Annotated in this window: 23 protein-coding genes; 14 read left to right on the forward strand and 9 right to left on the reverse strand. The window is 67.9% G+C overall.

The genetic code is table 11. The features are described from left to right. Positions 1–3: 3 nt before the first annotated feature. Together Q8O26_RS01360 and Q8O26_RS01365 are read right to left on the reverse strand one after the other, a co-directional pair. Complete coding sequence (locus tag Q8O26_RS01360; RefSeq protein ID WP_305572731.1) at positions 4–783, reverse strand: ABC transporter ATP-binding protein; 780 nt, start codon at positions 781–783, stop codon at positions 4–6. A gap of 15 nt (positions 784–798) precedes the next feature. Continuing rightward, positions 799–1,935, reverse strand: a complete 1,137-nt coding sequence (locus Q8O26_RS01365) for an ABC transporter permease (RefSeq protein WP_305572733.1) — start codon at positions 1,933–1,935, stop codon at positions 799–801. 144 nt (positions 1,936–2,079) lie between these two features. On the opposite strand from Q8O26_RS01365, the gene dgcN reads away from it, so the two are divergent. Next, positions 2,080–3,138 carry an N-acetyltransferase DgcN gene (dgcN, locus tag Q8O26_RS01370; RefSeq protein ID WP_305572734.1) on the forward strand — a complete coding sequence of 353 codons (1,059 nt, stop codon included), beginning with the start codon at positions 2,080–2,082 and terminating at the stop codon, positions 3,136–3,138. Positions 3,139–3,152: 14 nt separating this feature from the next. Continuing rightward, positions 3,153–4,136, forward strand: coding sequence for an N-acetyl-D-Glu racemase DgcA (gene dgcA, locus Q8O26_RS01375; RefSeq protein ID WP_305572736.1), 984 nt, complete (start codon positions 3,153–3,155; stop codon positions 4,134–4,136). Here the strand turns inward: dgcA and Q8O26_RS01380 are convergent. Continuing rightward, positions 4,106–5,308, reverse strand: coding sequence for an MFS transporter (locus Q8O26_RS01380; RefSeq protein ID WP_305572738.1), 1,203 nt, complete (start codon positions 5,306–5,308; stop codon positions 4,106–4,108). The two genes, dgcA and Q8O26_RS01380, sit on opposite strands and share 31 nt — an antisense overlap. Before the next feature lie 77 nt (positions 5,309–5,385). Between Q8O26_RS01380 and Q8O26_RS01385 the strand changes: the two genes are divergently transcribed. Further along, positions 5,386–6,378 carry a hypothetical protein gene (locus Q8O26_RS01385; protein WP_305572740.1) on the forward strand — a complete coding sequence of 331 codons (993 nt, stop codon included), beginning with the start codon at positions 5,386–5,388 and terminating at the stop codon, positions 6,376–6,378. Positions 6,379–6,411: 33 nt separating this feature from the next. On the opposite strand, the gene Q8O26_RS01390 is transcribed toward Q8O26_RS01385, so the two are convergent. Next, positions 6,412–7,386 (reverse strand): threonine/serine dehydratase, encoded by a 975-nt coding sequence (locus tag Q8O26_RS01390; protein WP_305572742.1) that lies wholly within the window; start codon positions 7,384–7,386, stop codon positions 6,412–6,414. 178 nt (positions 7,387–7,564) lie between these two features. On the opposite strand from Q8O26_RS01390, the gene Q8O26_RS01395 reads away from it, so the two are divergent. Beyond that, complete coding sequence (locus tag Q8O26_RS01395) at positions 7,565–8,761, forward strand: glycosyltransferase (RefSeq protein ID WP_305572744.1); 1,197 nt, start codon at positions 7,565–7,567, stop codon at positions 8,759–8,761. 60 nt (positions 8,762–8,821) lie between these two features. Here Q8O26_RS01395 and Q8O26_RS01400 read toward each other — a convergent pair whose 3' ends face one another. Then, the gene (locus tag Q8O26_RS01400) at positions 8,822–9,724 is read right to left on the reverse strand and encodes a LysR family transcriptional regulator (protein ID WP_305572746.1); all 903 of its coding nucleotides are present in this window, start codon (positions 9,722–9,724) and stop codon (positions 8,822–8,824) included. 143 nt (positions 9,725–9,867) lie between these two features. On the opposite strand from Q8O26_RS01400, the gene Q8O26_RS01405 reads away from it, so the two are divergent. Beyond that, a complete protein-coding gene (locus Q8O26_RS01405; RefSeq protein WP_305572747.1) occupies positions 9,868–10,494 on the forward strand; it encodes an FMN-dependent NADH-azoreductase in 627 nt (208 codons plus the stop codon). A 68-nt stretch (positions 10,495–10,562) separates the two neighbouring features. Here the strand turns inward: Q8O26_RS01405 and Q8O26_RS01410 are convergent, their stop codons facing one another. Next, complete coding sequence (locus tag Q8O26_RS01410) at positions 10,563–11,606, reverse strand: LacI family DNA-binding transcriptional regulator (protein WP_305572749.1); 1,044 nt, start codon at positions 11,604–11,606, stop codon at positions 10,563–10,565. Between the two features lie 129 nt (positions 11,607–11,735). Between Q8O26_RS01410 and Q8O26_RS01415 the strand changes: the two genes are divergently transcribed. Continuing rightward, positions 11,736–12,635, forward strand: a complete 900-nt coding sequence (locus Q8O26_RS01415) for an NAD(P)-dependent oxidoreductase (RefSeq protein ID WP_305572751.1) — start codon at positions 11,736–11,738, stop codon at positions 12,633–12,635. A gap of 145 nt (positions 12,636–12,780) precedes the next feature. Then, the gene (gene map, locus Q8O26_RS01420) at positions 12,781–13,590 is read left to right on the forward strand and encodes a type I methionyl aminopeptidase (RefSeq protein ID WP_305573053.1); all 810 of its coding nucleotides are present in this window, start codon (positions 12,781–12,783) and stop codon (positions 13,588–13,590) included. On the opposite strand, the gene Q8O26_RS01425 is transcribed toward map, so the two are convergent. Next, positions 13,591–14,037 (reverse strand): hypothetical protein, encoded by a 447-nt coding sequence (locus Q8O26_RS01425; protein ID WP_305572753.1) that lies wholly within the window; start codon positions 14,035–14,037, stop codon positions 13,591–13,593. A 109-nt stretch (positions 14,038–14,146) separates the two neighbouring features. Beyond that, complete coding sequence (locus Q8O26_RS01430) at positions 14,147–14,923, reverse strand: transglutaminase family protein (protein ID WP_305572755.1); 777 nt, start codon at positions 14,921–14,923, stop codon at positions 14,147–14,149. Between the two features lie 111 nt (positions 14,924–15,034). Here Q8O26_RS01430 and Q8O26_RS01435 point away from each other — a divergent pair, with 111 nt between their 5' ends. From Q8O26_RS01435 to Q8O26_RS01465, 7 genes are all read left to right on the forward strand, one after another. Beyond that, the gene (locus tag Q8O26_RS01435) at positions 15,035–15,802 is read left to right on the forward strand and encodes a FadR/GntR family transcriptional regulator (protein ID WP_305572757.1); all 768 of its coding nucleotides are present in this window, start codon (positions 15,035–15,037) and stop codon (positions 15,800–15,802) included. Between the two features lie 213 nt (positions 15,803–16,015). Next, the gene (locus Q8O26_RS01440) at positions 16,016–17,359 is read left to right on the forward strand and encodes an ABC transporter substrate-binding protein (protein WP_305572759.1); all 1,344 of its coding nucleotides are present in this window, start codon (positions 16,016–16,018) and stop codon (positions 17,357–17,359) included. Between the two features lie 68 nt (positions 17,360–17,427). Next, positions 17,428–18,324: a branched-chain amino acid ABC transporter permease gene (locus Q8O26_RS01445; protein ID WP_305572761.1), complete on the forward strand. Its 897-nt coding sequence runs from the start codon at positions 17,428–17,430 to the stop codon at positions 18,322–18,324. Continuing rightward, on the forward strand, positions 18,324–19,286 hold the full coding sequence (locus Q8O26_RS01450; protein ID WP_305572763.1) for a branched-chain amino acid ABC transporter permease: 963 nt from the start codon (positions 18,324–18,326) through the stop codon (positions 19,284–19,286). The genes Q8O26_RS01445 and Q8O26_RS01450 overlap by 1 nt, the downstream gene beginning before the upstream one ends. Beyond that, positions 19,286–20,047 (forward strand): ABC transporter ATP-binding protein, encoded by a 762-nt coding sequence (locus Q8O26_RS01455; RefSeq protein ID WP_305572765.1) that lies wholly within the window; start codon positions 19,286–19,288, stop codon positions 20,045–20,047. Before Q8O26_RS01450 ends, Q8O26_RS01455 begins: the two co-directional genes overlap by 1 nt. Then, entirely contained in the window at positions 20,044–20,715 is a 672-nt protein-coding gene (locus Q8O26_RS01460) for an ATP-binding cassette domain-containing protein (protein ID WP_305572767.1), read from the forward strand. The genes Q8O26_RS01455 and Q8O26_RS01460 overlap by 4 nt, the downstream gene beginning before the upstream one ends. Next, positions 20,705–22,363 carry a class I adenylate-forming enzyme family protein gene (locus Q8O26_RS01465; RefSeq protein WP_305572769.1) on the forward strand — a complete coding sequence of 553 codons (1,659 nt, stop codon included), beginning with the start codon at positions 20,705–20,707 and terminating at the stop codon, positions 22,361–22,363. Before Q8O26_RS01460 ends, Q8O26_RS01465 begins: the two co-directional genes overlap by 11 nt. A gap of 166 nt (positions 22,364–22,529) precedes the next feature. Here Q8O26_RS01465 and Q8O26_RS01470 read toward each other — a convergent pair whose 3' ends face one another. After that, positions 22,530–23,459 carry an alpha/beta fold hydrolase gene (locus Q8O26_RS01470; RefSeq protein WP_305572771.1) on the reverse strand — a complete coding sequence of 310 codons (930 nt, stop codon included), beginning with the start codon at positions 23,457–23,459 and terminating at the stop codon, positions 22,530–22,532. Between the last annotated feature and the right edge of the window lie 103 nt (positions 23,460–23,562).

Genomic DNA, 23,562 nt, shown 5'->3' on the forward strand with positions numbered 1-23,562 from the left:
CCTTCACGCCTTGACCCGGGCGGCACGGGCGCGTTCGCCGCCGAAATACTTTTTCAGCCAGGGATGTGGATGGCGGAGCATGTCCTCCATCGTCCCCGTTGCGATGACCTTGCCGTCAGCGAGTGCCGCGATGCGATCGCAGATTCGCGCCAGACTATCGAGATCGTGCGTGACCATATACACCGTCAGGCCCAGAGTGTCGCGTAACGTCCTGATGAGCGTGTCGAATTCCTCGGCGCCGATCGGGTCGAGGCCGGAGGTCGGCTCGTCGAGGAAGACGATCTCCGGATCGAGGGCGAGCGCACGGGCCAGCGCGGCGCGCTTGATCATGCCGCCGGAGAGCTCGGAAGGGTATTTGTCGGCGGCATCGGCCCTGAGGCCGACCATGGCGATCTTCAGCCGCGCGATCTCGTCCATCAGCGGCTCGGACAGCTTCAGATATTCGCGCAGCGGCACCTGAATGTTCTGTTTCACCGTCAGCGAGGAGAACAGCGCGCCGTGCTGAAACAGCACGCCCCAGCGCCGTTCGATCGCCTTGTGCTCGGCGCGGGAGAGCGTGTCGAGGTCCTGATCGAAGACGGTGATCTTGCCGCGGCGCTTCGGCACGAGGCCGATGATGCAGCGGGTCAGGACCGACTTGCCGGTGCCCGAGCCGCCGACGACGCCCAGTACCTCGCCGGCATGGACGTCGAGGTCGAGGCCGTCGATGATCAGGCGCTCGCCGAAGCCTATGGCGACGTCGCGGACCGAGATGATGATGTCGCCGCTCGCATAATCTGCCACGTCAGCACCCTATCGTCAGTAGCCGAGACTGGCGAAGAAGATGGCGAAGAGACCGTCCAGGACGATCACCAGGAAGATCGCCTTCACCACGGAGGCGGTGGTCTGCTGGCCGAGGCTCTCCGCCGAGCCCTTGACCCGCATGCCCTCGATACAGGCGACCAGGCCGATGATCAGCGCCATGAACGGCGCCTTGATGAGCCCCACCCAGATATGGCGCTGGGACACCTCTTCCTGCATGCGCGTGAAGAAGATGTCGATCGGGATCTGGCCGTAGAACTGCGCCACCACGGCGCCGCCCATGATGGCCGAGAGGTTGCCGATGAAGGTGAGGATCGGCAAGCCGAGCACCAGGGCCATGAGGCGCGGCAGGACGAGCACCTCGACCGGATTCAGGCCCATGACCCTCAGCGCGTCGATTTCCTCGCGCATCTTCATCGAGCCAATCTCGGCAGTGAAGGCCGAGCCGGTGCGCCCCGCCACCATGATCGAGACGATCAACACGCCGATCTCGCGCAGGGTCAGGATGGCGACGAGGTCGACGACATAGGTGTCGGCGCCGAAATCGCGGAAGAAGAAGATGCCCTGCTGGGCGATGATCCCGCCGATCAGGAAGGTGATGAGTGCCATGATGGGCACCGCCCGGAACGCGACCCGGTCCAGCTGGTTGACCACGGCGGCAAGGCGGAAACGGCCGACACCGGTGAAGATCGACCCGACAGCGGCGACGACCTCGCCGAAGAAGGAGACCAGCGCCACGAGGTCGCGGCCAGCTTCGACCATCTGCTCACCGACCTTGTCGAGCCCCTGGACGATGACAGGCTTGGGCTTCGCCGGTGTCGGCGCCGGCTCGGCGAGGCCGTCGGCGATCTCGGCATAGATGGCGGCGCCGGCCTTCGACAGCCCTTCCCGCTGCACCGGGATTCCGCGCGCGCCGAAGGCCATCTCGATCCCTCGCACCAGCGTGCCGCCAAGGGTGTCGAGGCGCTGGACGGCGGTGAAGTCGAGCAACACGCTCTGCGGCGAACCGCCTTCCGCGATGAGGCTGGCGACCCTGGGCTCCATGTCGCCCGCGGTTTCGGCGGTCCAGGTGCCGCCGAGCGCAACCGTCAGGCGGCTGCCGTCAACTCTGCTCGCCAGTTGGGCTTCAGGCACGAGGCTCTTCCTGCTCACGGCCGCGATTTTCGATAAGTCGCATGCGCTGGTCCGGCTTGGCACACGCGCAAGGTCTCTGCATAAAGGAGCCGTCCGGCGCCGTCGAGGTCGCCGCCCCTCTCATTCTCCGCTGCAGGCCGCCTCATGGAACTCGCCAAGCCCTATCTCCTCTTCCTCGGGGACGTCCACGACCAGCTCGCCGCCAAGACGGCGCAGGGCATCGTCGACTGGCGCCGCGACTGGTGTGTCGGCCAGGTGCGGCTGGACGGCTGCAAGGCCGATACCGGCCTGACGGACCTGTCGATCGCCCAGGGCGCCAAGGCCGGCGCCAAGACGCTGGTCGTCGGCGTGGTCAATGCCGGCGGCGTGCTGCCCGACCACTGGATCGCCAGCATCGTCGAGGCGATCGAGGCGGGCATGGACATCGCCACCGGCCTGCACGCCAGGCTGTCCGACATTCCGAAGATCGCCGCGGCCGCCAAGAAGCACGGCCGCCGGCTTCACGACGTGCGCCATCCCAAGCAGACCTTTGCCACCGGCAAGGGCGGCCTGCGCTCGGGCAAGCGGCTGCTGACAGTCGGCACCGACTGTTCCGTTGGCAAGAAATACACGGCGCTGGCGATGGAGAAGGGCATGCGCGATCGCGGCTTCGACGCCGATTTCCGCGCCACGGGCCAGACCGGCATCTTCATCTCGGGTCGCGGCGTCGCCGTCGACGCGGTGGTCGCCGACTTCATCGCCGGTGCGGCCGAATGGCTGACGCCGGCTGCCGACCCCTTGCATTGGGACGTGGTCGAGGGCCAGGGATCGCTCTTCCACCCCTCCTTCGCCGGCGTGACGCTCGGCCTCCTGCACGGCGCCCAGGCGGACGCCTTTCTGGTCTGCCATGAGCCGACGCGCCGGACCATGCGCGGCGTCCAGACGCCGCTTCCCTCCATCGACGAGGTGATCGAGCAGACGGTCAATCTCGGCCGCCTGACCAACCCGGCGATTATCTGCACCGGCCTGTCGATCAACACCGAGCATCTCTCGGAGGAGCAGGCCTTCACCTATCTCGACCGGCTGTCGCGCGAGTACGAACTGCCGGCGACCGACCCGGTGCGTTTCGGCGTGGAGCCACTGGTGGACGCGCTCGCCGAACTCTATGGCGAGCCCGAGCCGAAGCCGAAGAAGGCCAAGGCGGCCGCCCGCAAGGCGAACTGAGGCCGGCAAGCATCATGGCATCGCGTGAACTGACCGTCCGCACCGAACGCTGGCCGATCGCCGGCACCTTCACCATCTCGCGCGGCTCGCGTACGGAGGCGGTGGTGGTCGTCTGCGAGATCCGCGAGGGGGCAGCCATCGGCCGTGCCGAGTGCGTGCCCTATCCGCGCTACGGCGAGACGGTCGACGGCGTCGCCGCCGACATCGAGGCGATGGTCGACGCCCTCGACGACGGCCTCGACCGTCAGGGCCTCCTCACCGCCATGAAGCCGGGCGCGGCGCGCAACGCCGTGGACTGCGCGCTGTGGGATCTGGAGGCCAAGCTGGCAGGCAAGCGCGCCTGGGACATCGCCGGACTGCCGGCGCCTAAGCCGCTGACGACCGTCTATACGATCTCGCTGTCGTCGCCGGAGGAAATGGCCGAGCAGGCGGCGCGGTGCGGTCGTCCGCACCTCAAGATCAAGCTCGGCGGCGAGAGCGACGCCGACCGCCTCGCCGCCATCAGGGCCGCGGTTCCCGACGCGACGCTGGTCATCGACGCCAATGAAGGGTGGACCCCGGCCAATCTGGAAGCCAACCTCGCAGTCTGCGAGCGCTTCCGCATCGCGCTGGTGGAACAGCCCCTGCCCGCCTCCGACGACGAGGCGCTGCGGCACGTGCGCCATCCCATCCCGATCTGCGCCGACGAGAGCGTCCATGATCGTCCCTCGCTGGCCAAGCTCGCCGGCAAATACGATGCGATCAACGTCAAGCTCGACAAGACCGGCGGTCTGACGGAGGCCTTCCTGCTCGTCACCGAGGCGGAGAAGCTCGGCTTGAAGATCATGACGGGATGCATGCTCGGCACGTCGCTGTCGATGGCGCCGGCCATGCTGATCGCCCAGAGGTCCTTCCTAGTCGATCTCGACGGCCCGCTGCTGCTGCGCGAAGACAGACCGGAGGGCCTGCGCTACGAGGGGGCCATCGTCTATCCGCCGACGCCGTCGCTCTGGGGCTGAACCGGGGCTGCCGGTCGCTGCACCGGCATGGCCCGGGCGATCAGCGTGACAACCAGACCGGCGGCGCAGAGCGCCCCCATGGCCAGATAGGCCGAGGCGCCGATGCGGGCATAGAGATAGCCGGCGATCAGCGTCGCCAGCGCCATGGCCCCGCCGATGGCGACCGAGACGGTGCCCTGCCCGCTGGCGCGCTGGTGGGCGGGAAGGCGGGCGGCAAGATAGGACATCGTGCCGAGGTGCACGAGGCCGAAGCCGGCGGCATGGAGGATCTGCAGCGGCCCGTTGATCCAGAGCGGCGGATCGAGCGCCATCAGGAGCCAGCGCAGCAGTCCCCCGGCGCCGCCGATCAGCAGGAAGGTCGTCGGCCGCCAGTCGCGGGTGAAGCGGGTCGCCACCCAGAACATGACGATTTCCGCGAGCACGGCGACGGCCCAGAGCACGCCGACGGTGAAGCCCGAATAGCCGAGCGACTTCCAGTGGATGGAGGCGAATGCGTAATAGACCGCGTGACTCGCCTGCAGCAGCGCCGCTGCGATCATGATCAGCACGAAGCGCCGGTTGAAGAAGCCCGGCCCGGACGGCGCCACCGAGCGGTCGCGGCGATCGTGCACCAGCATGACCGAGGAGATCACCAGCGGGATCAGGCTCGCCCAGATCATCCAGACGATCCATTCGGGCGCGACCAGGGTCAGGAGCAGGCCGCCGACGATGTTGGTGACCATGAAGGCGACGGAACCCCAGACGCGGATCCGACCGTAGTCGAGGGTGCGTTTGGCGACCCCGGCAAGGCCATAGGCGTCGACCAGCGGCACCAGCGGGCTCCAGACGAGACCGGTGATGACGACACCGATGAGGATCATGGTGAAGCTGTCGGCGAGGCCGACGCCGATGAAGGCCACGGCGGTGGCGCAGCAGCAGATGACGATGGCGTAGGACAAGACCCCCGCCTTGTCGGCGAGATAGGTCACCACCGGTGTCGCGAAGAGGCGGATGAGCTGCCCCCCGGCCAGCACCATGCCGATCTGCGCATCGGCGAGGCCCTTGGTCTTCAGCCAGATCGGAAAGAAGGGCTGGTGGAGGCCGAAGCCGATGAAAAGGGCGGCGTAGAAAAACGCGAGCCGCGACGCAAAACGCTTTGAATCATCCGATTTTGCGGAAAGGTCATGGACCATTAAGATTTCATCGGAGAATCGTTTGCCGGTCCCTGTTCTAGACCGGGACGTTCCATCCTGCGAGAGCGGACTGACGGATGACAGACAACATCACGCCCCCGTCACGGCTGGCGCCCGTGTCCCTCGCCGAGGCCGATTACCGGTCCATCGAAGAGGCCGTCATGGAGACGGCGCGCGGCCGCTGGTTCCTCGCCGAATATGCCCGGCGCAACCGTCACGCCGATACGCTCGCCGTGCTCGACGCGATCGGCAAGCTCGAGAGTGCCGTCGCCGTACCACGGGCGGCGCCCGACATTGACCGCGTCCGCATGGAGATCCGCGAGATGGCCCATGCCATCGCCCGCACCAAGGCCGAGATCGCGGCGATCAAGCCCGAGGGCGTCGATGCCGGAACCGGACATTTCGAGGATGCTTCCGTCGAACTCGACGCCATCGTGCAGGCGACCGCCACGGCGACCGGCGACATTCTCAGCGCCGCCGAGACGATCCAGGAGATCGCCTGGACATTGCGCGAGATGGGTGCAGAGGGCGAGGTCTGCGACCTCATCGACACCAAGACCACCGACATCTACACGGCATGCTCGTTCCAGGACATCACCGGACAGCGCACCCGCAAGGTGATCGGCGTCCTGCGCTTCCTCGAGGACCGTATCGATTCGATGATGGCGATCTGGGGTGAAGGCCGGGCGCCGACCGGGCCGGCGCCGCGCCCGGTCTCTTCGGAAGAGGCCTCGCTGCTCAACGGGCCGGCAAAGCCCGGCGAGGGCCTTATCCAGTCCGACGTCGACATGATGCTGGATGACGGGCTCTTCGCCGATGCCGCCGCAACAGCTCCGGCTCCGGCTCCTCCCGCTCAGGTCACCCGGCCTGCCGCGGCCCGCGCTTCCGCCGAAGACGTCCCGCCGACGGCCCGGGCGACGGCGGCGGCAGCGCTGTCCACATCGGATATGCCGCTGGCCGAGACCCCGCGAGCGCCGCGCGAGCCGGAAGCCCCGCTCGTGCCCGGCCTGCCGCGCATCGAGGACATCGAGAAGCTGAGCTTCATCGAGAAGGTGGCCCTGACGAGTTGAGGCGGCTGCCGCGCCGCCTTTTTCCCCGCCGGCTCAGGCGATGAGTTCGGCGAACAGTGTGGGATCGATGTTGCCGCCTGAGACGATCGCGGCGACGACCTGTCCCTTGACGTCGATCCTGCCGGCGAGGAGGGCTGCCAGCGGCACGGCCCCCGACGGCTCGATGACGAGCTTCAGTTCGCGGAAGGCGAAGGCGACGGCCCGCCTGACCTCGTCCTCGGAAACGACCAGGCCGCCGGCGACGCGCGCCTTGTTGACGGCGAAGGTGAGTTCTCCGGGGGTCGCGGCCAGCAGCCCGTCGCAGAGCGAACCGGTTCGCCTGACATTCGCCACCCGCTCGCCACCGGCGAAAGAACGGGCGTGATCGTCGAAGCCCTCCGGCTCCACCGAATAGATCTTCGCAACCGGTGCCTTCTCGCTGACCGCCAGCGCGATGCCGGCGAGGAGACCGCCGCCGGAGCAGCAGACGAGCACGGTGTCCGGCGAGAGGTTCGCGGCGCCAAGATCCTCCATGATCTCGCGCCCGACCGTGCCCTGGCCCGCCATGATGTGAAAATCGTCATAGGGCGGCACCACGATGGCGCCGCGGGCGCCGGCGATCTCACGCGCCATGGCCTCGCGGTCGTCCTTCTCGCGGTCGAAGAGCACGACCTCGGCGCCGGCCGCGGCGGTGCGCTCGCGCTTCAGGACCGGCGAATCCTTCGGCATCAGGATGGTGGCGCGGATGCCGAGCAGCTGGGCGGCGGTGGCGACGCCCTGGGCGTGGTTGCCGGAGGACATGGCAACGACGCCGATGGCCTTGCGGTCCTCGGGAATGCGCGCGAGGCGGTTGTAGGCGCCGCGGAACTTGAACGAGCCAGTCCGCTGCAGCGCCTCGACCTTCAGGAAGATGCGCCCGCCGGTGATCGCGTCGAGCTCGTGCGCGGTGACGAGCGGGGTGCGGCGGGCGACACCGGCAATCAAGCGGGCGGCATCGGCGACGTCGGCGGCGGTGGGCAGCACGGGCATGGCGGTTCCCTCGAAGTTCAGCGCCGCTTTATGCGGGAGGCTGCGGCCCCGGGGCAAGTCAGCCTTTGTCGGGCGATCGATAAAGCGTGGTGATGGGAGGTGATGCGGCGATCCATCCCGTCCGGCGGTCTCGCCTTCCAGCGGGACTGCCGCTAGACACGCAAACGGAGAGTTTCGCGTGACAGACGCCCCTGCCCGACTGATCCCGGCCGACGGCCCCGCCCACCGCCCGTTGCGCGTGCTCATCCTGATGAGCCGCACCGGCGGCGGCCACATCGCCAGTGCACGGGCGCTGGAGGCAGAGTTTCACGTCCAGCGGCCGGATTGCCGGGTCACCATCGTCGACCTTCTGACCGACCACGTCGTCTTTCCGTTCTCGCGCATGCCGGCGACCTATGATTCGGTCGTCAACCGCACGCCCCGCCTTTGGCACGCCATGTGGCGGCTGACGGCGGTGGCGCCGGTCGGGCGTTCGTCGGCCGCGGTTGTGCGTCGGCTGTCGCGCGCGCGGATCGAGGCGCTGTTGCGGACGAGCGAGCCCGACCTCGTGATCTCGGTCCACCCGCTGGTGAACCACCTGGTGCTCCCGGTGCTCGAGCGGGTGGCCCCGCGCATCCCATTCGTCACGGTGGTCACCGATCTCGGCGGCATCCATCCCCTTTGGCTGCATCCGCGGAACGCCGCCGTCTATCTTCCCACCGAACGTGCGGTGGAACTGGCCGTCGCACGAGGCCTTCAGCGCGCGCGCCTGCACGCGCATGGCCTGCCGATCCGCGCCGATTTTGCCAAAGCCGCCGCCGAACGCGGCGACATTCGCCGTGCCTTCGGGCTCGACCCCGACCTGCCGGTCATTCTCGTCATGGGTGGTGGTGGCGGCATCGGCCCGATGGAGGCGATCGTCGCGGCAACGGCCAAGGCTCTGTCAGCTGCCGGCTCCGGCAGTCCGCCCGCACAGATCGTCATCGTCTGTGCCAGCAACACGGCGCTGCAGTCGCGGCTCACGGAGGCGACCTGGCCGGTGCCGGTGACGGCTCTCGGCTATGTCGACCGCATGAGTGACCTGATGGAGGCCTCGGACCTCCTCGTCACCAAGGCGGGACCCGGCACCATCGCCGAGGCGAGCGTCCGCGGTCTGCCGATGATCCTCTACGGGTTCATTCCGGGCCAGGAGGGCGCCAATGTCGACCATGTCGTCGATGCCGGCGCCGGCCTGTTCGAGCCCAGGGTCGCGGCCCTGGCGGACAGGGCGGCGCAGCTCGTCACCACCAACCGGGACAGCCTCTCCTTGATGGCCGACCGGGCCAGGGCACTCGGGCGCGCCCGCGCCACCCACGACATCGTCGCCTCCATCCTCGGCGACGTCCTGGTGCACTGACCCTTCGGGCTGTTCCCCGCGATCCCGGCCTCGCGGCCCCGCGGGGGACGAAGCGCTTCGTCAGCCGCCGACACCCTCGATCTGGCCGCGGCGGCGGGCGATCTCCGTGCCGACGTGGTCCATGAAAACGCGCACCCGCGCCGTGGAACGCAGGTCCGGATGGGTCAGGATCCAGAGGGCACCCGGGATGTCCGGGATCGGACCCGACAGCGGCACGAGATTGGGAAAGGTCCGGGCGATGAAGCAGGGCAGCAGCCCGATCCCCGCCCCTTCGGCGACGGCCTCGGCGAGCCCGAGCACCGTGTTGATGCGCCAACCGATGCGGTCCTCGCCGACATGCTGCACCAGCCAGCGCCCGGGCTTGAGCGAGGCGAGGTTGTCGCCGAGCCCGATCCAGGCATGGGAGCGATAGTCGACGGGATCGAGCGTCGCGATCCCCAGGCTCTCGGCCGCGTAGATCGCCCAGGGAATCGCCGCGAGGCGGCGGCCGACCAGCGTTTCCGGCGGGTCGGCGGTGGCCCGGATGGCGACGTCGGCATCGCGCTTCGACAGGTTCAGGGACTGGTTGCCGACCACCACGTCGAGCGTGATTTCCGGATAGGCCTTGCGGAACGAGGCGAAGATCGGCGTCAGCAGGTGGACGACCAGCGTGTCGTTGGTGGTCACCCGCACCTCGCCCTGAGGCCGGAGATCCTGTCCGGTCAGGCGCCGCTCGAAGTCGATGATGTCCTCCGACATGCGCTCGGCGAGCCTGACCATCCCCTCGCCAGCGGCGGTGAGGGAATAGCCGGTGCGGCTGCGCTCGAAGAGCCGCGCGCCCAGCCGCTCCTCCATGGCACCGAGGCGGCGGAAGACGGTGGACTGGTTGACGGCGAGGAGTTCGGCGGCGCCCGCCAGCGAACGCGCCGACGAGACGGCGAGCACGGTGCGGTAGTCGTCCCAAGAGACCAGCGGCTGCGTCATGACTGTCAAGGCTCCTGCTGCTTGCACGTACGCAAGCATCTCATGGCAATAACGTCAATTTATTTGCGGCGTGTAACGGCTCATATGGGAGCAGGAGCAAGGGTGCTCCGTGCTCTTCGTTCCCGACGCAAGGACTTCCCCCCATGGCCAAAGTGCTGTTCATCGAAGCGAGCCCGCGCAAGGGTCGCTCCTATTCGACGCAGGCTGCCCGCGCCTTCCTCGACGCCTATCAGGCGGCGCATCCCGGCGACACGGTCGAGGTTCTCGACCTCTGGACCGCCGACCTGCCGGCCTTCGACGGCGCCACGCTGGATGCCAAATATGCGGTGATGGGGGGCAAGGACTTCACCGCGGACCAGGCCCAGGCCTGGGCGAAGGTCGTCGCCGCTGCCGAGCACTTCAAGGCCGCCGACAAGATCGTCATCTCCGCCCCGATGTGGAACTTCTCGGTTCCCTATGTGCTGAAGCACTATATCGACGTCATCGCCCAGCCCGGCCAGACCTTCGGCTGGTCGCCCGACCAGGGTTATTTCGGCCTGGTGAAGGGGAAGCCCGCCCTCGTCGTAACGGCATCGATGGGCGCCTACGGCCCCGGCACCGGCGCCGAGGCCATCGACTTCCAGAAGCCCTATGTGGAGTGGATGCTGAAGTTCTTCGGCTTCGAGACCATCCACTCGCTGCAGGTCGTCAATACCGGCATGCCGGATTCGGCCGAGGCTTCGCTTGCCGAGGCGAAGGTGAAGGCGACGGCGCTGGCGAAGGCGTTCTGAGCCGGAACGGTCCGAACTCCGCTGCTGCTTCCCCGCCATGCCCGGCACCGCGCCGGGCATGGTGCGTTTCACCGGCCGGCCGGACCGGTGCTGCCGCGCACCACCAGGGTCGGCGGGAGGATGATGCGGGCAGCCGGCAGCGCCGGGTTCACAGTGCGCACCAGCACACGCTCGCAAGCCCGGCGTCCCTGCTCGCTCGGATGGGTGGAGACCGTCGTGAGCCCCGGCGCCCACATCGCGGCCTCGCGCACGTCGTCGGCGCCGACAACCGAGAAATCGCGCCCCGCCTCCCGTCCGCGCTGGCGCAGGCCCATCATCACGCCGAAGGCGATGAGGTCGTTCATGCAGACGGCGGCGGTCGGCGGCTCGGCGAGGTCGAGCAGTGCCTGGATGCCGGCGAAGCCCGTGTCGCGTGTGCCGAGGCCGGTCACCATCAGTGCCGGATCGAAGGGTAGGCGCCTTTCGGTCAGCCATGCCCGGTAGGTGATGCGGCGGTTGCGGCCTGTCGACATGGTGTCGTTGCCGCCGACCACCGCGATGCGGCGGTGGCCGAGGTCGTGGAGATGGTCGAGCGCGAGGCGGGTGGCGACACCGTCGTCGGAAGCGACGACATCGAGGCCCACCCCTTCGATCTCACGGGTGATCTGGACGACCGGAATTCCCGCTGCGGCGATCGTCGTCAGGGCCTCACCGGTCGAGCCGTTAGCGGGACACAGGATCATGCCGTCCGGGCGGTATTCCTTCAGCGTCGCCAGCACGCGGTCCTGCTTGACCGGATCGTCGGAATAGGTACCGAGCAACACGGTATGGCCGGACCCGGCCAGCGTCTCCTCGATGGCGGCGAGGATTTCGCCGAAATAGGGGTTCACCACGTCGTTGACGCCGACGGCGATCATGTTCGTCCGCGCCGTGCGCAGGCTGGCGGCCGAGCGGTTGTAGACATAGCCGAGGCTGCGGGCGCGTTCCTGAACCTTCTCGCGTGTCGCCTCGGCGACGAGCGGGCTGGCGCGCAGGGCCAGCGAGACCGTGGCCGTCGAGACGCCGAGTCCCTCGGCGATCTGCAGCAGCGTGACGCGCCCCGGCCGTGCCGCGTCCTCGGTCATATCGTTCATGGTGCAGGTACCTCGACCTCATTTAAAATCCTATTTCAAGTTTGAAAGCAAATTTCAATCGTTTTACCCCTCGTCCCCCCGCCGCGGCGGCGCTAGGCTCGCCGCCAACAAGGTCGTGGGAGGAATACAATGACCAGGCAGAAAATCGGCTTCATCGGCGTCGGACTGATGGGCCACGGCATGGCCAAGAACATCGTCGAGAAGGGTTTTCCCCTGACGGTGATGGCCAATCGCAACCGCGAGGCGGTGGAGGATCTCGTCAAGCGCGGCGCGACCGAGGCGAAGAGCTCCAAGGCGGTGGCGGCGGCCAGCGACGTGGTCTTCATCTGCGTCACCGGCGCGCCGCAGGTGGAAGCCGTGGTCAACGGGCCCGAGGGCCTGCGGGCCGGCGCGCATCGGGGGCTGACCATCGTCGACTGCTCGACGTCGGAGCCGACGCTCACCCGCCGGCTCGCCGAGGACCTGGCGCCGCTCGGCGTCACCTTTCTCGATGCGCCGCTGTCCCGCACGCCGAAGGAGGCCTGGGAGGGCAAGCTCGACGTCATGACCGGCGGCGCCGAAGCCGACCTGGCGCGCGTTAACGACGCCATCGCCTGTTTCGCCGGCCGCATCGTCCATGTCGGTCCGGTCGGCGCCGGCCACACGATGAAGATCGTCAACAATTTCATCTCGATGGGCTATGCGGCGCTCTATGCCGAGGCGCTTGCCGTCGCCAAGGCCAACGGCGTCGCACCGAAGGCCATGAACGCCGTGCTTTCGGGTGGACGCATGGATTGCGGCTTCTACCAGACCTTCTTCAAGTACGTCATCGAACGTGATGAGAACGCTCACAAATTCACGCTCGCCAATGCCCACAAGGACATGCGCTACTGCGCCTCCATGGCCCAGGCTTCGGGGATCGCCAATCCGATGGGCAATGCGGTGAAGAACTATTTCGCCATGGCCGAGGCGCAGGGCAATGGCGGCAAATATGTGCCGATGCTCTCCGACGAGGTGGCCCGCTGGAACGGGGTGAACCTGCTGGAGTGAGACCTCCGGCCGAGCTGGCCCGGCATCCGCGGAAGGCCTGATCTTCGCGTCTTGCGCCGCCGGGCGATTTGCTTATGTTCCGCGCACATGTCCGACAGCGTTGTTCACAGGGATTTCGCCCGTGGTTTCCTATGTCGAGGCCGACATGGCGCAGATGCGCAAGAACGGCCAGATCAAGCTCTATGGCGAAGAGGCTTTCGCCGGCATGCGCAAGGCCGGGCGCCTCGTTGCCGCGTGCCTCGACATGCTCGTGGACGAGGTGAAGGAAGGCGTTCCCACCGACCGGATCGACGCGCTCGTATTCGCCTTCGGCATGGATCACGGCGCCTATCCCGCCACGCTGATGTATCGCGGCTATGAGTATTCCTGCTGCACGTCGCTGAACCACGTCGTCTGCCACGGCATGCCCAACGACAAGCCGTTCCGCGACGGCGACATCGTCAATATCGACGTCACCTTCCTGCTCGACGGTTGGCACGGCGACGCTTCGCGCATGTATGGGGTCGGCGAGCTTCCGCGCCGGGCGGAGCGGCTGATCGACGTGACTTACGAGTCGCTGCTGCGTGGCGTCGCGGCGGTGAAGCCCGGCAACACGGTCGGCGACATCGGCCATGCGATCCAGAGCTATGTCGAGCCGCAGCACATGAGCGTCGTCCGCGATTTCTGCGGACACGGCGTCGGCAAGCTGTTCCACGACGAGCCGAACATCGTCCATCTCGGCAAGCCGGGCGAAGGCAGCCTCCTGAAGCCGGGGATGATCTTCACCATCGAGCCGATGGTCAATCTCGGCCGTCCCCATGTGAAGGTGCTCTCGGACGGCTGGACGGCGGTGACGCGCGACCGCTCGCTCTCGGCGCAGTTCGAGCACACGGTCGGTGTGACCGCCGACGGCGTCGAGGTCTTCACCCTGTCGCCCAAGGGCCTCGACAAGCCGCCAGTTCGCCGCGCCAGCTGATTACAGCCGCCGTTCGGGGAGCGGATTGTCCTCGCTCTCGCGGATCATGCCGCGCAAGCGCCGCCAGATGCGCTCGGCGAGGCTGAGCGCACGATCGATCTCGGCATCGCTCGGCAGGTTCATCCCCTCGCCGCCCGGCTGGGCCGGACGGGCGGCCTGACCGCCGCTGCGCCTGAGCGTGTCGTTCTCCGCTTTCAGCCGCTCGATCTCCTGCTCGAGAGCCACCTTGTCGTCGGGTGCGAGACGGCATGTGAAGGCACCCGTCGCACGGGTACAGACCGAGATGACGCCGGTGCGTGTGTCCATGCGCAGCAGCCCGTCGGGCGTCTCGCGCAGGACGAAACGGCCGTTCTCGGATGCTGCCGGTGCGGAGACGGCGCCCGGCACCTGGGCGAAGGCGGGCAAAGACGCCATCACGAGGGTCGCAACAGCAAGACGGGCGCGCATGGCGGCCTCCTCTGGACGTGTAAGCCATCCTCGGCGCCTAAAATGTCGCGACGATGGCCGGGGGATGAACGCGGGCCGAACCGCCGGCCGCACTTTTCGCCGGAAGGCGTCAGGCGAACCGGGCGGAAATCACCTGTTCGACGAGGTCGCAGGGCTCGTCCGTGGTCAGGAAGGCAATATCGGCGGCATCGCGGCCATGGCAGATCCGGACCAGGCCGACGACGGGCGCCAGCCGGGTCAGGTCGACCATCCACCAGGCCCCCTCGATGAAGACCTCCATCACCGCGTGAAAGTCCGGCGGCGCCAGTTCGGCGGCATAGCAGGAGACGGCGCGGGCGGGGATGCCGAGGGCACGGCTCAGGGTGATGCCGAGATGGGCGAAGTCGCGGCAGACGCCGGCGCGCAGCGTGAAAGTATGGGCGGCGTCGCTTTCCGCCGTGCTGACGCCGGCGACATAGTCGACATGGGTGGCGATCCAGTCGGCCACCGCCATGACGCGGCCGACGCCGTCAGTGATGCCGCCAAATTCCCGGCAGGCGAAGCGAACGAAGAGGTCCGAAGGGCAGAAGCGGCTGGGCAGCAGGAAGGGCAGCACCGCCAGCGGCAGTTCGGAGCGGTGCCACTGGCGCCCTGCCCGCGGCAGGAGCTGCCGGGCGCCGTTGTCGATCTGCGCCTCGTAGACAAGGTCGAGGCGGGCCGCAGCCGCGCCGCGCAGCCAGCGTATGCCGTCGCCGTCCGTTTCCTCGCCCAGATGCATCGGTGGTGCGACCGTCAGGCGCTCGGAGATGATCTGCTGATCGGAGGACCGGGCGACCTGGACCACGGCCATGAGATGGGTGCCGGGCCGGCAGTCATAGACCAACCGGGTTGCAACAGTGATGATCATGAAAGCCGCCACCCTTTTTTCGCTGCTGCACAACGAGGCAGCAGGCGTCATGTTCCCACCAGGACGGCAGGAACGCTGACAAATTCGACTTTGTCGGATAAACCGACATCCATGGAACCCAACCGTTTCGAGAGACTGTCGCCGACGCCGACCTACCAGCGGGTGGCCGAGGCGATCGAGAACGAAATCCTCGGCGGCAAGTTGCAGCCCGGCGACAGGATCGGCACCGAGGCCGACCTCGTACGGCAGTTCGGTGTCAACCGTTCGACGGTGCGCGAGGGCATCCGCCTTCTCGAACAGGGCGGCCTGATCCGCCGCGACCAGAGCCGCCGTCTCTATGTCAGCCTGCCGCGCTACAACCGGCTCGCCACCCGCGTCAGCCGCGCCCTGGTCCTGCATCAGGTCACGTTCCGCGAGGTCTGGGAGGCGGCGATGACGCTGGAGGCCGCCACAGCGGAAGCCGCAGCCGCCCGCGCCACGGCCGAAGACGTCGCCGCGCTCGAGGCGAGCCTCGCACGGATGGCCGGGATCAGCGACCACCAGGCCTTCTGCGAGGCCGACAGTGATTTTCACGCCCTGCTCGCGCAGGTGTCGAAGAACCGAGTGCTGGAACTGGCGCGCGAACCGGTCAGTCTTCTGTTCACGCCGACGCTCAAGATGATCATGGACAAGGTGGAGACCGCCGGGCCGCGCAACCTCGAGGCTCATCGCCACCTCATCGAGGCCTGCCGCGCCCACGACGTCGTCACCGCCCGCGACTGGATGCGCCGCCATATCGCCGACTGGCGGCGCGGCTTCGAGATCGCCGGAAAGTCGCTGGACGACCCGATTGAACGGACATTCGCCACCCATCTGGCCCTGCCCGGCGCCTATCGCTGACGGCCCGCACTCCTTCCTTCGACGGATAGGGCCGCGCCGTCGCAGAGGCCGGGCGAGGCTTGACCTCGCTGCCCTTTGGCGGCCACTGTTCGATTGTCCGACAAAGTCGGCATGCTGCGGCATCTCAGGATGGCCTTGGCACCAAAGACGGCCAAAAGGCCGCGACCCTTCGAGGAAACCGTCACCGCCGCCGGCGGACCAGGGAGAAGATCCATGTCGTCACCCCCCGTGCCTTCCATCGGCCTGCGCCGTCTCGCCGGGCGCATGCTGGCCGCTGCAGCGGCCCTGACCATCGGCCTCGCAGCATCGTCTGCCCAGGCGCAGGAAACCTTCCGCGTCGGCATCGTCACCTTCCTGTCGGGGCCGGCGGCCGAGAGCTTCGGCGTGCCCGCCCGGCATGGCGCCGAATTCCTTATCGAACAGCTCAACAGGGGCGCGGCGCCCGCGCCCTACAACCAGGTCGGCTTCGGCGGCATGCGCATCGAGCCGATCATCGTCGACGAGAACGGCGGCGCCACCAAGCAGGTGCAGGAGCTTCGCAACCTCTACCAGCGCGAGAACGTCGACGCAGTGGTCGGCTACATCAGCTCGGGCGACTGCCTGGCCGTCGCCCCGGTCGCCGAAGAGCTGAAGAAGTTCCTCATCCTCTTCGACTGCGGCACGCCGCGGATTTTCGAGGATGCCAGCTACCGCTACGTGTTCCGGACCTCGGCCCACGCCACCCAGGACAATGTGGCGCTCGCCCGCTACATGCGCGCCCGCAATATCAACGCGGGCACTTTCAGCATGATCAACCAGGACTATGCCTGGGGCCAGGATTCGCGCAGCGACTTCGTCGCGGCCATGCAGCAGCTCTATCCCCAGGCGACCGCCAATGCCGACCTGCTGCCGAAATTCGGCGCCGGCCAGTACGGCACCGAGATCTCGGCGCTGGCGCGGGCGAATTCGAACGTCATCTATTCCTCGCTCTGGGGCGGTGATCTGCAGGCCTTCATCCTGCAGGGGGCGCCGCGCGGCGTCTTCCAGCGCTCCCAACTCGTCCTCAGCGCCGCCGACCACGTGCTCCAGCCGCTCGGCGAGCGCATGCCGAACGGCACCATCATCGGGGCCCGCGGCGCCTATGGCCTGATGTCGGCAGACACGCCGCTGAACCGCTGGTTCTTCGACGGCTACAGCCAGGCCCGCGGCGGCGTCTATCCGGTCCAGGCGGCCTATCGCGTCACCCAGGCCCTGCTCGGCCTGAAGGCTGCGGTGGAAAAGGCCATGGCGGCCAACGGCGGCAAGAAGCCGACGCCGGAGCAACTCGCCGATGCGCTGCGCGGCCTCGAGTGGGATAGCCCTGGCGGGCTCATCCAGATGAAGCTCGGCAACGGCCATCAGGCGATCCAGACCATGGCGATCGGCCGCACCCGCTGGGATGCCGCCCGTCGCCAGGTGGTGATCGAGGACATCCAGCGCTTCGCCGCCGAATGCGTCAATCCGCCCGCCAACATGCGTTCGCAGGACTGGATCAAGGCCGGCTTCCCCGGCGCGAAGTGCGACACGCCCGGCAATTGAGGCGACCCCCGGACGCCGCGACCCCGGACGGGTCGCGGCGCATCGCCTGACGCATTGCGGAGACCCCCGTGCAGCTTGCCCTCACCATCCTCATGGACGGCCTGATCTATGCGTCCTGGCTGTTCGTCGTGGCCCTCGGTCTGACGCTGGTCTTCGGGGTGCTGAAGATCCTCAACATCGCCCACGGCAGCCTCTATGCCATTGGCGCCTATGTAGCGGCGAGCATGGTGACGCTCTTCGCCTCCTGGGGGCTCGGCGGCCATTTCGCCCTGATCGCCATGCTGCTGGCGGCGATCGGCGTGGCGCTCGTCATGGGGCCGCTGATGGAGCGCTATCTCCTCCGGCTCTTCTACGGCCGCGACGAGGTCGTGCTGCTCCTGGTCACCTATGCGCTGTTCCTCATCCTCGAGGACGCGGTCAAGCTGATCTGGGGCGTCAATCCCTATTACGTCTCGGAGCCCTACCAGCTGTTCGGCAATGTCGCCTTCGCCTCGCTGTTCTATGTCGGCTACGACTTCGCTCTCATCGGGCTTGCCGTCGTCTGCGGCATCGCGGTGTGGTTCGCACTGAACCGCACGCGCTCCGGCAAGGTCGTGCTGGCGGTGATCTTCTCGCGCGAGATGAGCGCCTCGATGGGGGTCAATGTGGACAAGGTCCACATGATCGCCTTCACGCTCGGCATTTTCCTCGCGGCGCTGGGTGGGGCCTTCACCGCGCCGATGATCTCCGTCCAGCCCGGCATCTCCGTCTCGGTGATTATCGTCTCCTTCGCCGTGATCATCATCGGCGGCCTCGGCTCCATCGAGGGCGCGGCCATCGGCGCGGTCATCGTCGGGCTCGCCCGCGCCGCGGCAGTGCACCTCATGCCGGAGGCCGAGCTGTTCTCGATCTATCTCGTCATGGCGGCGGTGCTCATCTTCCGCCCCGAAGGCCTGTTCCAGCGCGCCGCGGCGAGGAAGATCTGATGTCGCGCACGGTTCTGGTTCTCGTCGCCGCCGGTCTGATGGCGGCCCTGCTGCTGATCGGCCTTGCCCTGCCGCGCTGGCTGCTCTTCCTCGTCACCCTCGCCGCCTCGCACGGCATCGTCTCGGTCGGCATCCTCGTCATCATGCGCGGCGGCCTCGTCTCCTTCGGCCAGGGCCTGGTCTTCGCCATCGGCGGCTATGCGGCGGCGCTCTCGTTCACCCAGCTCGGCATCACCGACGTCATCGTGCTGATCCTCATCGGCACGGCGGCGGCGGCTCTCGTCGGCGCCGCGGTCGGGCCGCTGCTCGCCCGCTATACCGGCATCTTCTTCGGCATGCTGACCCTCGCCCTGTCGATGGTGGCCTACGGCGTGCTGATCAAGTCGCCCGCCGTCGGCGGTTCCGACGGGTTCAACATCCCGCGCGGTACACTGTTCGGCGTCAGGCTGGAGGGCGCCGGCGGCGATTATGCGCTCTATGCGCTGGCGATCCTGGTCACCGGCATCGCCGCAACGGCGGTGGCGCTGCATACGCGCTCGGCCCGCGGGCTGATGACCCGCGCCATCCATGGCAACGGGCTGCGCGTCGAGTATCTGGGAACCTCCGTCCAGTCGGTCATGGCGATCAACTTCACCATCGCCGCCGCCCTGGGCGGCCTCGGCGGGGCCCTGACCATCGTCGCGCTCGGCCATATCGAACCGACCTTCGCCTTCTGGACCCAGTCCGGCGAATTCGTCTTCGTGGCCATCCTCGCCGGCTCCCACAGCGTCACGGCGGTCTTCATCGCCTCGCTGGCGCTGGAGCTCGTACGATCCTTCTCCAACCTCTACTTCCCCAACACCTGGCAGATGGCGCTCGGCCTCTTCCTGCTCGCCATCATCCTGTTCCTGCCGGCGGGCATCGGGTCGCTGTGGGCGGGCCGGCGCAAGGCATCGCCGTCGAGCGGGGGGGAGACACCGTGATGGCCGGCGATACACGTCCCGTTCTGTCGGCCCGAGGCCTCGCCAAGAGCTTCGGCGCAGTGGTGGCGGCCGCCGAGGTCACGATCGAGGTTCCGGCCGGCGAGAAGCTCTGCCTCATCGGCTCGAACGGCGCCGGCAAGACCACCTTCGTCAACATGGTCACCGGCTATCTGACGCCCGATGCCGGAACCATCGAGCTCGACGGCGAGACGATCACCGGCCTCGCCCCCCGCACCATCGCCCGCAAGGGCATCTGCCGATCGTTCCAGATCCCGCAGCTCTGTATCGAACTGACGGCAGAGGAAAACATGCTGGTGGCGATCGCGGCGGCCGAGCCTCGCGGCCTGTCGTTCTGGGCTGATCCGGCAGCGGGTGGACGCGACGCGCGGGCGCGCGAGCTCCTGGACCGGTTCGGCATCGCCGCCATGGCGGATCGGCCGGTGAGCGAAATGCCGGGCGGCATGCGCAAGCTCCTCGACATCGCCATGGCGCTCGCCCGCCGGCCGCGGTTGCTGCTGCTCGACGAGCCGACCTCGGGCGTCAGCGCCGAGGAGAAGTTTCCGGCGATGGACCGCGTCATGGAGGCCGTTTCGGGCCAGGCCTCGACCATCGTCTTCGTCGAGCACGACATGGACATCGTGCGCGGCTATGCCGACCGGGTCATCGCCTTCTATTCCGGCAGGGTCATCTCGGACGGCACGCCGGACCATGTGCTGAGCGACGCGGAAGTGAAGCGCTATGTCAGCGGAGGGGCGGCATGACGGTCGGCAACCTGCTCGAGGTGACAGACCTCTCCGTCTCCATCCAGTCGATGCAGGCCCTGCGCGGCTTCTCGCTGGAGGTACCGCAGGGCGCGATGATCGGACTCGTCGGGCGCAACGGCGCCGGCAAGACGACGCTGATGCGCAGCATCATGGGGCACCTGCCGCTGGTCTCCGGCCGTGTGACGTTCGAGGGCAAGGATCTCGCCGGCGTGCCGCGGCACGGCCGGGCGCCGCTCGGCATCGGCTACATGCCGGAGGACCGCCAGCTCGTGCCGGAGCTCACCGTGGAGGAGAACATCCTGCTGCCGATCTGGGTGTCGAAGACGCTGAAGGCCGAGGAACGCCTCGCCTTCGTCTACGGCATGCTGCCGGAAGTCGGGGCCATGAGGGACCGCAAGGCGCTGCTGCTGTCGGGTGGCCAGCAGAAGCTGGTGGCGCTCTGCCGGGCGCTGGCGGTGGGCACGCGGTTCCTGCTGCTGGACGAACCCTTCGAGGGCGTCGCACCGGCCCTGTCGCACCGGCTCTCCGAAGTCATTTCCGGGCTCAAGGGCACCGCCCTCTCCGTCCTCATCTCGCAGTCCGAGCTCAACCATTCGCAATCCCTGTTCGACCGGCAATATGTGATCGAGCGGGGCGCCAACCTGGCCGCGTCGCATGCCGCCTGACGGGTCAGACGCCGCCGGCCGCACCGTGCCGCGGTGGATCGAGCCGGGCGGGCCGGACCTGCGCCTCGAGGCCCATTTCGGCGACCGGGTCGTCGCCTGTTTCGCGGAACGTCCCGCCAGCCTGCATGCGCTGCTGGCCGATGCGGCGACGCGCCATCCCCTCGGCGAGGCGATCGTCTGCGAGGCGACGCGGCTGACCTATGCCGACCTCGCCGCAGCGGTGGACAGGCTTTCCGCGGCGCTTGCGGCGGAGGGCGTTCGGCCAAGCGACCGCGTCGCCATGCTGATCGGCAACCGGACCGAATTCGTCACCGTGCTCTTCGCCGTCACCCGTCTCGGCGCCATAGCCGTCCCGATGGGCCTCAGGCTGCAGACGCCCGAGATCGCCCATGTCCTGGCCGATTGCGGCGCGAGTCTGCTGATCCACGAGGCCGATCTCGTCGATCGCCTGCCTCAGCCGGTCGACATTCCCGCCCTCGCCCGCCGCTGGACGGTGGGCGGGAGCGCCGCCGGAACCGACGGCTTCGACGCGATACTCGCGCGCCATGCCGCCGCGCCCGTGCCGCCGGTGGTCCCGGTGGAGGAGGAGGACACGGCGGTGATCCTCTATACGTCGGGCACGACGGGGCGACCGAAGGGGGCGATGCTGACCCATCTCGGCCTCGTCCATTCCTCCCTCGTCTACGAGCATTGCATGGGGCTGACGAAGGCCGACCGGTCGCTCGCCGCGGTGCCGCTCAGCCACGTCACCGGCCTCGTCGCCAACGTCACCTGCACGGTGCGGGCGGCGGCGACCCTCGTCATCATGCCGGCCTTCAGGGCCGGCGATTTCCTCGTGCTCGCAGCCCGCGAGCGGATGACCCAGTCGGTGCTGGTGCCGGCCATGTACAATCTCTGCCTGCTCCAGCCGGACTTCGCTTCCCACGATCTCTCCGCCTGGCGCATCGGCGGCTATGGCGGCGCGCCGATGCCGACGCCGACCATCGAGAGGCTGGCGGACCACTGCCCCGGACTGATGCTGATGAACGCCTATGGCGCGACCGAGACGACCTCGCCGACGACCATCATGCCGCCGCGCTTCACCCCGACACATGGCCACAGCGTCGGCATCGCGGCGCCTGGCGTCGACATCGTCGTGGTCGACGACAGGGGGCGCGAGGTGCCGCCCGGTGCGGTCGGCGAGATCTGGATCCGCGGGCCGCACGTCGTCAGGGGCTACTGGAACAACCCGGCCGCGACGCAGGCGGGATTCACCGCCGGGTTCTGGCATTCCGGCGATATTGGCAGCATCGACGCCGACGGCTTCGTGCAGGTCCTCGACCGCAAGAAGGACATGATCAACCGCGGCGGCTACAAGATCTTCACCGCCGAGGTGGAAACGATCCTCATCGCCTGCCCGGGTGTCGTGGAATGCGCCGTGGTGGCCGTGCCCTGCCCGGTGCTGGGCGAAAGGGTCCATGCCTTCGTGGTCACCGATGGCAGCGACCCGCCGGCGGAGACCCTGCGCGCCTGGTGTGCGGCACGCCTCTCCGACTACAAGGTGCCGGAGACGATGACGATCCAGGCCGAGCCGCTGCCGCGCAACGCCAACGGCAAGGTGATGAAGCGCGTCCTGCGCGAAGGCCTGCCCCCGGCCGGCACGGCCTGAGACCAGAGGGCCTCTTCCCGCGTCGAACACGCGAACCGATATTCGGACTGATCGTGCAGGGGCACTGGCCGCCCGCCGCATCCACGATCGCTTCCGAAAGAGCGGAAAGCGTCATCCGGCCAACTGCTTTGCCTGTCGCAGTAGGCGAAACGCTTCTGCTTTCGGCTCAGTCGGACCGACGCAGGAACGCCCGAACGACCCGCTCGGTCTCGTCGATGGATTGTTCGGGCGGGACATGCCGGCACGAGTTGAAGATGCGCAACTCGGCACGGGGGAGTGTTCGCGACAGGCGCTGCCCGATCGCCAGCGGTACCGTCGGATCGTCGCGGCACCAGATGACCAAAGTTGGTTGGGTCAGGCGGGAGTAGCGCGCGATGAGGCCCTGGAAATCGACCGGTACGATGCCGCGGCCCGTCTCGATGAGCGCATGCAGCGCCCCTGGATCCCGCAGCGGCCGGGCATAGGCGTCGATATCAGGTTGCGGGATGCTGTTCCCATTGCCGGTATTGAGGATCGCGCGTGCTCCGAACTCGGGCGTCAGCGCCGGCAGCAGAACATAGGGAACGAGCGGGAGGCGCAGGACGCTGATGGCCCAGGAGGGGGGCTGCTCGAAGGCCGGGCTGTTCATGAGGATCAGCCGGGAAATCCGCCTGTCGCCCGCACGCTCCGCCTCGACCGCAAGCAACAGCGCGATGGCCCCGCCGAGGGAATGTCCCACCAGTGTGACATCATCGAGTTTGAGACGACGCAGGAGGGCAATGATGGACGCCGCATGATCTTCGATGCGATAGCCGCCATCGGCCGGCTTGTCCGAACGCCCGAAGCCTTTGAGGTCGACGGCTATGACGCGGTACTGTTTCGCCAGAACCGGCGCGAGATGGCGCCACATGTAGGAAGAGGCGCCGAGTCCATGCAGCAGGACGATTGGCCGGCCGACGCCCCAATCCTCGACATGAAGCGCAACGGACGAGCGGTTCGGCAGGGCGATCGTCGTCCGGTACGATTTCACCTCCTGCGCCGCGGCAGGTGCGCAGAGCGCGGAGAGCGCCAGACCGCACGCCGTGACGGCCCTGATCAATGCGCCGCCGATGGGCACGGCGCGCGGCGACGCGTGCATGTCCGGATCGGCAACCGCGGCACGCCGTGCGGCCCTCATGCCTTTGCCTCCGGTTGACAGACGACACCGAGGCCCTGCCCCA

This window comes from Phreatobacter sp. (genome assembly GCF_030691135.1).
In the GTDB taxonomy this organism is placed as follows: domain Bacteria; phylum Pseudomonadota; class Alphaproteobacteria; order Rhizobiales; family Phreatobacteraceae; genus Phreatobacter.